At 36.6% G+C, this 13533-nt stretch carries 10 protein-coding genes and 1 pseudogene; 6 read left to right on the forward strand and 5 right to left on the reverse strand.

What is annotated here, in order from left to right; translation table 11 throughout:
- Nucleotides 1-48 precede the first annotated feature (48 nt).
- A complete protein-coding gene (ppdK, locus tag WHA_RS03160) occupies nt 49-2784 on the reverse strand; it encodes a pyruvate, phosphate dikinase (protein ID WP_015589150.1) in 2736 nt (911 codons plus the stop codon).
- A gap of 210 nt (nt 2785-2994) precedes the next feature.
- Between ppdK and WHA_RS03165 the strand changes: the two genes are divergently transcribed.
- Entirely contained in the window at nt 2995-3846 is an 852-nt protein-coding gene (locus WHA_RS03165) for an Rpn family recombination-promoting nuclease/putative transposase (protein WP_015589151.1), read from the forward strand.
- A 106-nt stretch (nt 3847-3952) separates the two neighbouring features.
- Here the strand turns inward: WHA_RS03165 and WHA_RS03170 are convergent, their stop codons facing one another.
- Complete coding sequence (locus tag WHA_RS03170; RefSeq protein WP_227738550.1) at nt 3953-5308, reverse strand: phosphomannomutase/phosphoglucomutase; 1356 nt, start codon at nt 5306-5308, stop codon at nt 3953-3955.
- A 127-nt stretch (nt 5309-5435) separates the two neighbouring features.
- On the opposite strand from WHA_RS03170, the gene WHA_RS03175 reads away from it, so the two are divergent.
- The 4 genes from WHA_RS03175 (at nt 5436) to WHA_RS06045 (ending at nt 8795) form a co-directional block, all read left to right on the forward strand.
- Nucleotides 5436-7013 carry a hypothetical protein gene (locus WHA_RS03175; RefSeq protein ID WP_041573599.1) on the forward strand — a complete coding sequence of 526 codons (1578 nt, stop codon included), beginning with the start codon at nt 5436-5438 and terminating at the stop codon, nt 7011-7013.
- 75 nt (nt 7014-7088) lie between these two features.
- On the forward strand, nt 7089-7517 hold the full coding sequence (locus WHA_RS03180; RefSeq protein ID WP_015589154.1) for a hypothetical protein: 429 nt from the start codon (nt 7089-7091) through the stop codon (nt 7515-7517).
- A gap of 509 nt (nt 7518-8026) precedes the next feature.
- Nucleotides 8027-8290 (forward strand): IS110 family transposase, encoded by a 264-nt coding sequence (locus WHA_RS06040; protein ID WP_144054592.1) that lies wholly within the window; start codon nt 8027-8029, stop codon nt 8288-8290.
- Complete coding sequence (locus WHA_RS06045; RefSeq protein WP_051062213.1) at nt 8280-8795, forward strand: IS110 family transposase; 516 nt, start codon at nt 8280-8282, stop codon at nt 8793-8795. Before WHA_RS06040 ends, WHA_RS06045 begins: the two co-directional genes overlap by 11 nt.
- Before the next feature lie 352 nt (nt 8796-9147).
- Here the strand turns inward: WHA_RS06045 and tsaD are convergent, their stop codons facing one another.
- Nucleotides 9148-10155, reverse strand: coding sequence for a tRNA (adenosine(37)-N6)-threonylcarbamoyltransferase complex transferase subunit TsaD (gene tsaD / locus WHA_RS03190; protein ID WP_015589155.1), 1008 nt, complete (start codon nt 10153-10155; stop codon nt 9148-9150).
- A 298-nt stretch (nt 10156-10453) separates the two neighbouring features.
- Here tsaD and WHA_RS07540 point away from each other — a divergent pair.
- Nucleotides 10454-10555, forward strand: a pseudogene (locus WHA_RS07540) (WPE palindromic element domain-containing protein); the annotation flags it as partial.
- Between the two features lie 39 nt (nt 10556-10594).
- Here WHA_RS07540 and WHA_RS03195 read toward each other — a convergent pair.
- The gene (locus WHA_RS03195) at nt 10595-11332 is read right to left on the reverse strand and encodes a WD_0702 family putative metalloprotease (RefSeq protein WP_010081987.1); all 738 of its coding nucleotides are present in this window, start codon (nt 11330-11332) and stop codon (nt 10595-10597) included.
- Between the two features lie 913 nt (nt 11333-12245).
- Nucleotides 12246-13382, reverse strand: coding sequence for a cysteine desulfurase family protein (locus WHA_RS03200; protein ID WP_015589156.1), 1137 nt, complete (start codon nt 13380-13382; stop codon nt 12246-12248).
- Nucleotides 13383-13533: the final 151 nt, after the last annotated feature.

Consider the following 13533-nt stretch of genomic DNA (forward strand, 5'->3'; position numbering starts at 1 on the left):
ATTTCGCTAGGGAGGATGTTATGCCAGTGCGTGACACTGGCATCTAATTTACCCAACACACTTAGATTTTATGCTAAACTGTGCTGCCACTAACTTTGCAACCGGTACTCTATAGGGTGAGCATGAAACATAATCCACCCCTGATTCGATGAGAAACTCTATAGATTTTGGATCTGCTCCATGTTCTCCACATATACCCAGTTTTATTTCTTTTCGGGTTTTTTTGCCTCTTTCAATGGCCATCTTGATTAACTCCCCTACCCCTTCGATGTCCAGCACTTCAAATGGGTCGTTTTCGAATATGTTGCTTTCCTTATAAGAATCGAGGAAATTAACTGAATCATCTCTTGAAAGTCCCATGGTTGTTTGCGTTAAATCATTAGTGCCAAAACTAAAGAACTCTGCATGTTTTGCTAACTTATCAGCAATCAGTGCTGCTCGTGGTAGCTCTATCATTGTTCCAATTGAGTACGCCTTGTCTGATGTCATTCCAGCGCGTGACGCTGGAATCTGCTTCTTGATCCTAGCTGAGATGACAGAGGATTCTTTCTTCACTAACTCGCATATCAAAACAAACTCTTTCTCATTCATGATAAAGGGGACCATGATTTCAGGCTCCACTTCTATCTTCTTTTCTTTCTTTAATTCACTTGCAGCACTAAGTATTGCCCTAATCTGCATGCTATATATTTCAGGATGAGAAATGGCAAGTCTACAACCTCGATGGCCAAGCATTGGGTTCTTTTCTGATAACTGTGCTATTTTATTTTTTACTGATTCAACTGACTTACTAAGTGATTTGGCGATTTTTTCTATAGTAGACTGATTATTGGGTAAAAATTCATGCAAAGGTGGATCAAGCAACCGTATAGTGACCTCCCTGCCCTCCATAATAGAAAATATTTCTTTGAAATCAGACTTTTGCATTTCTTCCAGTTTAATGAGCGCATTTGCCCTTTCATTTTCATCGTCAGCCATTATCAACTTTTGAATGAATTCGATTCTATCACTAGCGAAAAACATATGTTCTGTGCGACATAAGCCTATACCTTCTGCACCGAATTCTTTTGCAATTTTTGCGTCTTTTGGAGTATCAGCGTTCGCTCTCACTTTGACCGTTTTGATTTCATCTATCCAGTTGATTATCGTTTTGAATTCTTGCGATAATTCAGGTGAAATTGTAGGAAGAATGCCAAGCATAACCTCCCCTGTTCCTCCGTTGATGGTAATTGGTTCACCTTTATTTACTTTTGTATCCCCCACAGAAAAGAAAGTTCCATCTTTATCGATATAAAGTCCACTTACACTGCAAATGCATGGCTTACCCATTCCACGGGTTACAACAGCAGCGTGCGAGGTCATCCCTCCCCGTGCTGTTACTATGCCACTTGCAGCATTCATTCCATTAATATCTTCAGGACTCGTTTCTGACCTTACTAAAATCACTTTTTTACCCTGCTCTGCAGCTTTTTCAGCATCACTTGCACTAAACACTACATATCCAGAAGCAACCCCTGGAGAAGCCGGCAGTCCCTTCCCTATTACTTTTTGGTCACTCTTAACGTCAAGAACTGGATGCAATAAATTGTCAAAAGTTTTTGGATCAATTCTCAATATTCCTTCTTCTTTTGTAATCGTTCCTTCGTTTACCATATCAACTATTATGCGAATAGCAGCTTCAGCCGTGCGCTTGCCAGACCTAGTCTGCAAAATCCATAATTTACCGTCCTGTACAGTAAATTCGATATCCTGCATGTCTTTATAATGCCTTTCAAGTTTTTCACATACCGCGCATAATTCCAGGTAGACACTTGGCAGCAACTTCTCCATGGTGTTTTTTTGCTCTCCGTCAATTGGCATAGGAGTATAAACACCAGAAACCACATCCTCACCCTGAGCATTAACCAAAAACTCACCAAAAAGCTTTTTTTCCCCAGTTGAAGGATTTCGTGTAAATATCACACCAGTTGCAGAATTATCATTTAAATTACCAAAAACCATTGCTTGCACGTTGACCGCTGTTCCAAGGTTTTCAGGAATATTATGTATTTTTCTATAGGAAACAGCCCTATCATTTTTCCAAGAAGCAAATACTGCATTAACTGAGTTTAACAATTGCTCTTCAACGTTCTGCGGGAAATGTTTCTCAGTTTTTTCATATACTATCTTTTTAAAATCGTTAACAATTCTCTTTAAAACATCAACATCAAGATCAGCTAAGCTTTTTGCTCCACTCTTTTGCTGCTCATTATCAATAACATCTTGAAATAGGTGATGATCAAGCTGTAGTACAACATTGGAGTACATCATGATGAAACGGCAGTAGCTATCGTAAGCAAAACGTTCGCCACTTTTTTTTGCAAGCCCAACAACGGTTTCATCATTTAGACCAACATTTAAAATAGTATCAAGCATGCCCGGCATTGAACTAACACTACCAGAGCGTATGGAAATTAATAAGGGATTATTTGAATCCCCAAATTTACAACCGATGTCATTTTCGAGCATCGTCATGTAGTTTTTAATTCCACTACATATGTCATTCCAGTGCGTGACCACATTTTTTTCTGGATCCGAGTAATCAGATACTTGGATGACAGAAGATCTATTGTCTTGATAATAGACTTTGCAAGCAGAGGTGGAAATTGTGAAACCAGGTGGAACAGGAATGCCAACATTGCACATTTCTGCTAAATTTGCCCCCTTTCCTCCCAGCAGATTTTTCATTTCTGCATTGCCTTCGCATTTACCCTGGCTAAAGTAATGTATTAACTTTTCCCCCATCATTTTCTCCGGATTTTCACTGATAAACACATTGTACATATAGTTCCAATAAACCTGTGAGAACTTGAAACCTTAGGATAATAAATTTTACAAAATTTTGCAACAACGTTCCCTCTGGCAACATCAGTAAAGTTAACAAAAAAGATGACAAATTATTGAATTATTATCAATAAGAATATATAATATAAAGATACATTTAAAAATTTTTTTATGGCTCTTTCTAAGTTTCTCGACCCCAAGAATGATGTTGCGTTTCGGCGTATTTTTGGTACTGAAAAAAATAAAGACATCCTCATTCACTTTCTCAATGATATTTTGGGGTTCACTGGCAAAGATGAAATAAAAGAAATAGAATTCCTCAGCACTATTCAAGATGCTGAAATTGCCTCTAAAAAACAAAGTATCGTTGATGTTCTTTGCAGGGATGAAAATGGGGTGCAAGTAATAGTCGAAATGCAAGTTGCCAAAACTAAAGGCTTTGAAAAACGCGCTCAATATTACGCTGCTAAAGCTTATTCAAGGCAAGCTGATAAAGGTGATCAATATCAGGGTCTTAAAGAAATCATTTTTATAGCTATTGCTGATTGTATTCTCTTTCCTAATAAATCTGAGTATAAGTCAGATCATGTAATGTTAGACAAAGATAGCTATGAACATGATTTAAAAGATTTTTATTTTACATTTATTGAGTTACCAAAATTTCCTAAAACTAAAGAAGACCAATTGGAGAGTATAGTTGAAAAATGGATCTATTATTTTAAATATGCAGATGAAACTAGCGAAGAAGAATTGGAAAAGATAATAGGTAGTGATGTAATAATTAAAAAGGCATATGAAGAACTAAATAGATTCAACTGGTCAGAGAAAGAATTTATTGCCTACGAACAGGAAATAAAACGTATTCGTGATGAACGGGCTGTTCTTGAACAAAAACTTGATGATGCTAAAAAGGAAGGAAAAATTGAAGTTGCAAAAACAATGCTAGCTAATAATGTTGATGTCACCACTATTGTTAAGTTTACTGGCCTCTCCATGAGTGAGATCAAAGAATTGCAGAATTAAGTGGACCCGCAAACGGTTACACGAAATAATGCTGCAGCCTGAACAGATGATAAGTACATTTAGCCTATTTATCTTTATACTTTCATGTCAATTTTATAAATCAAATTTATTTCTGTGAGTAGCTACAATTTAAAGACCTTGCTTCATCAATGTAATGGAACAAAACCTTTTTAGTAAGTTCAAAACCCTCTAAAGTCTCTCCTTCGCATCTTGCTGTAATGCAGTTTTGCGTATTTGATACCCTAAGAAGCCACCAACCTTTATTATCGGTTACCTTAACACCATCAAGATCTGAAAATACAATATTTTGCTGCTCCAGTGTTTTCTTTATTGACTCAATTATTTGAAACTTTTTCTCATCTTTCACTACAATCTTCACTTCATGAGTGATATATAACTTCGGTAAATCCTCAATCACCTGAGATAGGCTTTGGTTTTTCTTAAGCAAAATGTCAACTGCTTTAACAGCAGAATATAGCCCATCATCAAAACTTAGCTCAGAAAAGAAGAAGTGCCCGCTTAATTCACCAGCAAACTTTGCCTCTTCCTCTACCATCTTCTTCTTAACTAGTGAATGTCCAGTAGCACAGGTGATAACTTGCCCTCCTAACTTGCTAACAAAATCATGCACTTTCATACTCATTTTTACGTTAGCAATAACTTTGCTTTCTGGATATTCCTCCAACACTTCACGTGCAAAAATTATAAATAAATGGTCATTGGAAACAACGTTGCCTTTATTATCAATTAAGCGCACCCTATCGCTATCGCCATCTAGCGCAATGCCAAGATCACATCCATATTCCTTCACAATGTCAATTAATTGAGCAAGATTTTTTTCCTCTATGGGATCTGGATCATGCAGTGGAAATGCCCCATCTATAGAGTTATTGGTTACGATGTGCGTATGACCAGGCAAGATCTTTTCAATATACCTTATAATTCCACTTGCTGGACTATTTCCACAATCCCAGGCTATTTTTAATTTCTGTGTAGTATTATTCTTCACTGCACTTTTCAATATGCTAATGTACTCACTATATATATTTATGTTAATTAAGCTTCCAATTCTTGTGCTGTTTTTAATTGGACTGCTTATAATTTCCTTCATTTCTTGATCTGAGAAGACTTTTTTATTACTAAAAAATTTAAAGCCATTATATTCGCTGGGGTTATGAGAGGCAGTTATTATGATACCAAGATCCGCCTGTGTGATTTGTGTTGCAGCGTAAAGCATAGGTGAAGAGCATAGTCCAACGCGTATAACATTTGCACCGGATAAAGTTAAGCCCCTAATTAATTCTCTTTCTATACCTGGTGAATCTATTCTGCTGTCGTAGCCGACACAAACACTAGCTACGGTTTGGCCAAACTTTCTACCTATCTCGTACCCATCATTAATCTGCAAATCTTTGCCTACTATACCTCTAATATCGTATTTTCTTATAATGGTATTGTCCATACTGTACTTCTTGAAGTGACTACTATATAACATTTTGGCCAAATGCTCAAGTTTATTTATCCAACAATTAGTTGACTCTTTAAAGAAATCTGTTAATATTATAGTATATTTTTTAAAATGTAAAATTATGCCACAGGAAAACGAAAATGTATTTATAGCTGAAAGTCAAAGTTTAGATGTAGATGAACAGCAGAAAAAGGATATTTTAGATGTGATTGAATCTTGTAGCAGCTTTCAAGAGACTATAAAACAATTGGAGGAAAAAAATTTAATCTGGTATTTTATTGGCCCTTTACGCAAAGATGAGGACATTACAGGACAGATAAATTTAAAGTGGGAAAAGGAGTTCCAAAAATTTGAGCAATCAATAAATGAAACACATAGAGAATTTGAAGCATCTTTACCAAATCAAAATTTCTTAGCGTATTCAACAAAAGATGATGACTTCAAAATTAGATTTGAAAATGAAGAAAAACCAATAGAAATTAGCAATATTTTAAGAGCTAGCAGTGAAGGTAAGGTTTATAACATATCTTTAGGGAAAGATAGTCAAATAACTGCAACCAAAAAAGGCAGCGAAAGGCACTATGATTTTACTGGTTCAAGCTCATGTGAAATGACCATTAATTGGCAGGCTAAGGATTCTGAAGGTAACAGCATAGACTGTAGCATGACCGTAAAATTGGATTCTGGTGGTATACAGAGTGTTATTGGTGAGCCAAAATTTGGAGGAATAACGAGTTCAGAAGAAGTATTAAAGTTAGTTGGACAAAATAAAGAAGTTTTTATCAACAGAAAAACTCTGTATCAAGCTTTTACTGATATAGGTCAAGATATGGACAGTCTCGAGCCCACACAAGATCTATCATCGCAATTGCCTACACCAAGCAGCAGTGGGTATTCCTCTCCTAGCACACCTTCTTCACGTAGAAGTTCTATATCCACCAGCAGTGAATTTAGTGATGAAGATGAAATATTTGAGGATGATATGTCTGGTGATGAAGAAGAGTATGAGCAAGAAGGATTAAAAGATAAAGTAGATGAAATTATAAACGAAATTGAGGAATTAAAGGAAGGAAAAGAAACATTTGCTCAACATTTTGCAGCGCAGGCAAAGCAGCTTGAGGATCTAAGATTAGAACGTGACTCCTTGAGAGATAAAGTCAATGAACAACAGCGAGCGATATTTGAAAGAGGTCAAAGAATAAAGGAACAAGAGGAAGAACTACAGGATAAAAATGATGTAATAAAGAACTTAAATAATCAGTTGAAAGATAAGGAAGGTGAAACAAATGAGGCAAATAAAGAATTACAGAGAAAATTGAAGCAAAGTGAAGCTAATTTAACTGTACTAAAGGAAAAGAATGCAAATTTGGAGAATGACCTGAAGAAAATAGTGGAAGGTTTAAAGGATGATCATAAAAAGCAGTTGGCAGAACAGTTAATGGAAACAAAAAAGGAAAACAATACATTGGCTGAAACGGCGAGCCAATTGTCTGAAGAATTAAATGAATTACAGAGAGAAAAGGAAGACTTAGAGAGGGAAATTCGACAACTTGAACCTGGAAGATCACTTGCAGATGAGCTAAGCGAAGAAAATACGAAGGGGGAAATAGAAAAGCTTCAATATCAACTTAAGGAAAAGGAAGGGATGTTAACGTGTACACAGGAAGAGCTGGCATCTGTCAAAGAGAGTCTAGAGTAACTGCAGAACATATTACAGCAGGAAAAAGGTCAGGCAACTCAAACTGAAGTTGAATATGAAAGTAGAGGAACAAGCATGCAGCAGCAAGACCAAGGTATACAAGCTGTAAACAACAACTCAAGCAGAACAGCTAGTGGGTTAAGACAAGAAAACAAAAAATTGACTAGAGACAAACTAACTATATCTGAACAATTAAAACAAAAAATAAGAGAGATTGACGAGTTAAAGAAAAATTTAAAGCAACTGCAAGAAGAAAATAAACAACTCAAACAAGAAGTTACTAAAAATGCAGGAGTTGATGCATCATCTTCAACAGGTCAAAAAGAAGCTAAAGAAGCAGAAGTTATACCGCAAAACATTATGGATTGGCCTGTTCCAATTCCAGATGATAAACCGGAAGAGCAGAAAACTCCATTAGAGCCAATCAAGGTAAATACAGAATTATCAGATCCAAAATCAATCCCTGCTGAGGGTCCGGAAAAATCTCCTCCTCTTTCAAAATGATGAGTTTTGCTTCTATAGCTGACCCAAGCAACACGTCATCCCGCGATTTATTCGCGTTATCTCAGCCGCTAACACGTAGCGGGATACTTAACCGTCATACCGTGATTTATTCACAGTATCTCTTAGCCACTAACAAGCAGCGGGATGACAGCAATCCTACGTCATGCCGCCGCGGTACCTCTAGATCCCGCTAACTAGTAGCGGAATGACGAATTTTTGTTTTTCAAATTATAGCTAAACATACTGTAATTGCTATTGAATGATGGAGAGACATACTCCATTATTTTAGCACGAAGTAACAAATTCAATGAATTGGTTCTTCAAAAATAATTTAAACTTTTACAGTAGGTCATGAAATATTATAGCGATCTCATTAAAAGAAACTTTTATAAGTATCGTTGATGAGAAAGGAAAAGTTGTTAAGGAAGAAGTTGTTGCAAGCGAAAGTAAGGCAATAGCAGATTAGCCAAGGCAAAAAATACGAACCCATAGGAATAGAAAGTGGATAGTTGTCAATATCAATGTGCAAAGAGTTAAGGAGTTTTGGATTACCAGCAATTTGTGTAGATGCAAGGCATATGGCAGCAGCGTTGTCTGCAAGAATCAATAAGAATGATAAAAACGATGCGAGGGGTATAGCGCAGATGATGAGAAGTGTTAGTAAAATCAGTTGTCAAATTAAAATAGCGCTTGGAAGCAGAAGACAGCTAATGTGTAGCAAACAGCAGGTTATTGGAACAATAAGAGGGTTGTTGAAGATACATGGTCGGTAAAGGATCAAAATTTGAAACTTTCGCTTTAAGAATACAAGAGGCAATAAATAATTTGGATGAAATCAGTAGGAGTTCAATTGAAGCGTTAGTTTGTAGTTTGGAAGCAATAGAAAAGTCATTAAGAAAGCTTGACAAAATGCTTTCAGAACAAGGTGAAAAAGACGATGATTGTAAATTGTTAACTACTGTTCCAGGAGTGGGGATTATAGTAGCAATGACGTATAAAGCTGCAATTGATAACCCACATAGGTTTGAGAAATCTGATACAGTTGGAGCATATATAGGGTTGACACCAAGGCAATATTCTTCTGGAGAAGTTGATCGGCATGGCAGCATATCAAAGATGGGACCACCGGAATGTAGAAGTATGTTATATGAAGCTGCACAAACAATGCTTACAGTTACCAAGAGGACATTTAAATTAAAAAACTGGGGTTGCGAAGAAAAAAGGAATGAAAAAAGCAATTGTAGCAGTAGCAAGAAAATTAGCTGTAATTATGCATAGGATGTTGGTTGATAAAACAGAATTTTATTATCAATAAACATCAAAAGAGCATAGGACAATAATTTTATTGAAAATAAAGATAGCAATGCCGATGGAAGGGACAAGCAAGAACTTAGTTAGACTTCGTGGTAAATATGTTGCCGTCCACTTCCGCCTAACAAGTATAATGCGGCTTGACAAATTTATTGTCATCTCAGACCGCGGAGAGAACCATATGCTACTTTTAACTTATGTAAAATTACCAAGGATTATGGAGAAGATATGCTGTTTTGATTTGTGTGAAAATTATTGTTGACTTATGTGCAATTAGAGAACCTAAGTCACTTTAGCTATAATTCAGAATTGAGAGCTTTTAATAACTTTCCAATTCCCACTTTGGTCTTGGTGCAAAATTAAGTGGATCTATATAATTTTTCTGTAACCTTTCAATTCCTGTCCATCCAACCATAATTGCATTGTCTGTACATAGGTCGTTAGGGGGAAAAAATATGTTTAAGTTTATGTGTTGTTTTAATTTTTCTCTCAAGAAATTATTTGCTGCAACTCCGCCGGTAATCACAAAGTCATTGATTTTGATATTTAAAGATTCGGCCATAATAATCGCATTACTAACCCTGTCCAGCAGTATGTCACTAATACACTCTTGAAACGAAGCACATACATCACACACATCTTGCTCGCTCATTTTAAGTTCTTGTACTAAGTTTTTTACTGCTGTTTTAATCCCAGAAAACGAAAAGTTACATCCAGAACGTTTTATCATTGCCCTTGGCAGTTTGAATCTTGTGCCATTGCCTTTTTTAGCCAACTTTTCAATTAATGGGCCTCCTGGGTAGCTTAAACCCAGCATCTTAGCAACTTTATCAAATGCTTCTCCTAGTGAATCATCGAGCGTTTCTCCAAGTTTAATGTATTTACCTACATCCTGTGCAATTAAAAATTGACAGTGACCACCTGATATTAGTAGGACTAAAAATGGAAATTTTACCTCATGCAGTAACCTAATAACCAATGCATGCGCTTCTAAGTGATTCACTGCAATGAACGGTTTTTGTGCTACATGCGCAATTGCTTTAGCCATCATTGTACCAACTATTAATCCACCTATGAGTCCTGGTCCTGATGTTGCTGCAATTGCATTGAGGTCACAAAAGTTAAGGTTAGATTTTTCCACGGCGCTTTTTATTAGACCACTTAAATGCTTCATATGAGCACGTGAAGCTATTTCAGGGATCACCCCACCGCGTTTTTTGTGTTCTACTTGAGAAAGAATCTTGTGAGCAAGGACTTGCTTGTCACTATTTACAATCGCTACTGCAGTTTCGTCGCAGCTTGTTTCAACAGCTAAAATGGTTTTCATGTATATTTAGTTACTGTATTACCAAAACTATACTTTGAAACGCTATAGAAGTTAACTGCAAAGTTAACTTCTATAGCTAAAAGATTTACCGACAACCGTCATTCCGCTACGTGTTAGCTGATGAGATACCGCGCACAACTGTACGAACATTCATTCTTAAAGGTAAACTGCACAGCAAATGGTGTCATTCCAGTGCTTGACACTGGAATCCAGCCTTGCCGTAATCTCATCAAGAACGTTGTGTTTTAACATAAGATCAGCCACTTTTATGCTCACCAACTTAGTGCCCAATCCAAATTCCTGGATTCCAGTGTCAAGCACTGGAATGACACCATCTACTACTCAAATTACCTGCAAATTGCAATGTTCGTACACCAAAAGAATGAATCGCGGTATGACGGTTCGCGGCGGCATGACGTAGGAAAACCTGCACTATAAGCTAATCATCATCTCCAAATATAGAGCTAATTTTTTTGCCCCCAGGAGAAAATTTATTAGTCCAACTGCTTTGCACTTTGGTTACGTCTTTAGTGGCAGTTTTATTGCTGTATTCCTTGATTTCCTTATCTATTCTCTCCATCATTTGTGAATCAAGGTAGCTCTTTTTCCATTGGCCAGTAGCAAGGAACACTTTGTTTAAGTCTTGAGTGCGGATTAAGTATTCTTTATCTTTAGGGTAAACCTCCTGCGCCCAAGCAAATAGCTCAAAATAGCGTGCAAATAATTCAGATGCACGTGATTTTGCAGTTTGATAAGCCTGTATCTCCTTAAATATAACTTGGCCGATAATTTTCTGCACAAGAATATTTGCTTGCTTTAGGTTCTGCTCAATATCCTGGTAAACTTTATGGAGAAATTCCTGTTCCAAACTTAAGTTCAGTTCATTTTCAACCATGTGTGAAAGTTCATGCACTATAATGTATGGGTTTGACTTCCTCAGTACAATAACATATCTATTTACACTGGAAGACCTGATTGTCTTACACACTCCCTCTTCCATATCCACTAATCCCTCTTGGTATATTTCAAATGAGAGCCTGTTTTGCTTTATTAGTGATAAAGTGAGGTTTAATGTGTTTCTAAACTTCTCAAATTGATAGAGATATTCGACATACCGTATTGCATTTTCACTGCTTCCTACTTGAGTTGCTTGTTTTATTAAATTCCTGATTAGCATACCTTATTATTAAAGGAATTCTTTTTATACTCAAGAATTGATTGGCTACAAAGTGTTTTTAGGAAGCCTGATTGCATAGCTAAAGTAATTCATGTTTACTGATAACCGTCATACCGCTGCTTGTCAGCGGGATCTATGGTGAGATACCGTGAATGAATCCATAGCTGTACGAACATTCATTTTTGAAGGTAAATTGCACAGCAAATGGTGTCATTCCAGTGCTCTTTTTTTGTCATCCCAGTCTGGGATCTATTTTGCATGTAACTCCAATTGTGTTTTGGCATAAAACGCGACACGTATTAGACTTATTTGCAAGCAAAGCTTGCTAGATCCAAGTAGTCAGGGCACTGGGATGACATTACAGGGGCACTGAAATGACACCATTTTCGGTCTCTTAAATTGCTTTAGCCATAAATATTTAAGAAATTTACTAAATAAAAAAAAGGCAAAAGAAGCCCCGTGGTGGTTGGCTATTTACTATGTACTAAAATATCGGCGTTTTTTTTATTCTAAAACGCTTGATTAAGAGCGATTTAGCTGCTTTTAACTTGCAACTAACCTACACCGCAAGTGTTTAAGAAATTTACTAAGCAGGAAAAAAGGCAAAGAAACCCCGTAGTAGCTAGCATTCAAATTCTCCCTTGTCAATTTGACGTTTTTTGCTGTCTTAAACGCTTTGTAAGCGCGTTTCGGCTTATATAGGTAAAAACCTAAAAATTTTTAAAGACATGCGATGCACGTAGTGCGAAAAATTAAACATGAGACGCCAAATACCCTAAGTTTTTTGTCATTAACCTGCACAGATTGCGAAGATAAATAAATAGCTTCACTGTTATGATAAGGGGGCTGGCGAAACTTGTAAAGGAATTTTTTACATCTAATTTATAGCTCCCTGCATGATATCACGTATTATCTATACCAAGGAGTTCTGCTTGTAGATATTATACCAACAATCCACTATTTTTTTTATGTCTTGTGGTTTAGTTTCTGGACCTATACTGATTCTAATTGAACACTCTGTTTGCTCTTTTGTTGCCCCCATTGCAAGCAAAACATGGGAAGGCTCAACTTTTCCAGAAGAACATGCGGAGCCATTACTAACTGCAATATAATTCAAGTCAAAATGCATGAGCTGCACATCACTCTTTACTCCTGGCATATAAATAAAACTTGTGTTTGGCAGCCTCTTAGAGTTTTTACCGAAGATTCTTATGTCACTGACAAGATTTAATAATTCACACTCTAATTGATCGCGTAGCTCCTTTACTTCATCCATTTTTGATAGAAGATCTGGAATATTTTGCAGTGCAGCAGAAAGGCCTGCAATCGCAACAATATTTTCCGTACCACCACGAAATCCCTTCTCTTGTCCACCACCTATTATAATAGGTTCTATCGCAAGTTCTTTATTGAATATTAAAACTCCACTGCCTGCTACACCGCCAAATTTATGGGCGGATAAAGTGAGTAAATCCACTCCTAAATCTTCCATATTAACTTTAATTTTCCCAACACTTTGAGCAGTGTCAGTGTGGCAAATTGCTCCAAATTTGTGGGCTATTTCAGCTATTTCCTCAATAGGTTGAATAACTCCGGTTTCGTTATTTGCCATCATAACTGAAACTATTGCTTTGTTTCCTTTAAGTTCGCTTAGAATTTTTTCTAGCTCTAAAAAGTCAACAATGCCCTCCTGATTAACGGGTATTATGTATGGATTACATGCAGAATTAAGAATTGAAGGATGCTCTGTAGCTGAAATTACATGCAGGTAGCCTGCTATTCCTCTCATAACAAGGTTATTCGCTTCGGTTGCACCAGACGTGAAAACTATTTCTTTATCACTTGAGACGCCAATAGCACCACGTACGTTATCTCTTGCATCCTGAAGAATCTTCCTCGCTTCTTGTCCTCTTTTATGTAGTGATGATGGATTGAGCGTTTGTTTTAACAAGACCTCAAATATACTTTTTTTTACATTTTCACTAATTGGAGCAGTTGCATTGTAATCAGCATATACGCAACCACTATTTTCTAAAGAGAATGGACTCATCTGTCACTTAAATAAGTTTACCATCAACTATAGCCATAACTATGTACGTTAGCTTTAACACGATAAAAAATTTATTGCAAAAACAGCGAAATTAATACATAATTAATAACTCACGTCATTAATACCTGTCAAGCGGGTTCTTATTAGGGGT

This window comes from Wolbachia endosymbiont of Drosophila simulans wHa, from assembly GCF_000376605.1.
Lineage (GTDB): Bacteria > Pseudomonadota > Alphaproteobacteria > Rickettsiales > Anaplasmataceae > Wolbachia > Wolbachia pipientis.

Coding starts and splice junctions, on each gene's coding strand:
- ppdK (WP_015589150.1), bottom strand. CDS start 2,784: ATGGGGGAAAAGTTAATACATTACTTTAGCCAGGGTAAATGCGAAGGC.
- WHA_RS03165 (WP_015589151.1), top strand. CDS start 2,995: ATGGCTCTTTCTAAGTTTCTCGACCCCAAGAATGATGTTGCGTTTCGG.
- WHA_RS03170 (WP_227738550.1), bottom strand. CDS start 5,308: ATGGACAATACCATTATAAGAAAATACGATATTAGAGGTATAGTAGGC.
- WHA_RS03175 (WP_041573599.1), top strand. CDS start 5,436: ATGCCACAGGAAAACGAAAATGTATTTATAGCTGAAAGTCAAAGTTTA.
- WHA_RS03180 (WP_015589154.1), top strand. CDS start 7,089: ATGCAGCAGCAAGACCAAGGTATACAAGCTGTAAACAACAACTCAAGC.
- WHA_RS06045 (WP_051062213.1), top strand. CDS start 8,280: ATGGTCGGTAAAGGATCAAAATTTGAAACTTTCGCTTTAAGAATACAA.
- tsaD (WP_015589155.1), bottom strand. CDS start 10,155: ATGAAAACCATTTTAGCTGTTGAAACAAGCTGCGACGAAACTGCAGTA.
- WHA_RS03195 (WP_010081987.1), bottom strand. CDS start 11,332: ATGCTAATCAGGAATTTAATAAAACAAGCAACTCAAGTAGGAAGCAGT.
- WHA_RS03200 (WP_015589156.1), bottom strand. CDS start 13,382: ATGAGTCCATTCTCTTTAGAAAATAGTGGTTGCGTATATGCTGATTAC.